A 503-nucleotide genomic window follows, 5' to 3' on the forward strand; every position below is an offset into this window, starting at 1 on the left:
TCGTTGTCGGTGGAGGCCATGCCGGCACAGAGGCCGCCGCAGCATGTGCTCGTATGGGCGCGAAAACCGCGCTGGTTACTCACCGCTCCGATACAATTGGCGTGATGTCCTGCAATCCTGCAATCGGCGGCCTCGGGAAAGGCCATCTTGTTCGCGAGATCGACGCACTCGACGGTCTTATGGGTCGCGCAGCCGATGAAGGCGGAATTCAGTTCCGCATGTTGAACAAGAAAAAGGGCCCGGCCGTCGGGGGACCCCGCACACAGGCGGATCGTAAGCTCTACCGACTTGCGGTTCAGCGCTTGATTCAGGAAACCGATAATCTTGAAGTTCTCGAGGGGGGCGTGACGGCCCTCGTTCGTGACTCATCCGAAATAAATGGTGTCGTGCTCCATGATGGGCGGCACATGCGAGCTTCGGCAGTTGTTTTGACGACCGGTACGTTCTTGAACGGGCTCATTCATATCGGTGATCGGAAAATTCCCGCTGGACGGGTTGGCGAG

General features: G+C 58.4%; 1 protein-coding gene. It reads left to right on the forward strand.

Annotated elements, in window-relative coordinates:
- On the forward strand, positions 1–503 hold a 503-nt coding region (locus CXR03_RS18070; RefSeq protein ID WP_146070582.1), incomplete at both ends, for an FAD-dependent oxidoreductase.

The sequence above is a fragment of the Arthrobacter sp. 08Y14 genome (genome assembly GCF_002929455.1).
Lineage (GTDB): Bacteria > Actinomycetota > Actinomycetes > Actinomycetales > Micrococcaceae > Arthrobacter_B > Arthrobacter_B sunyaminii.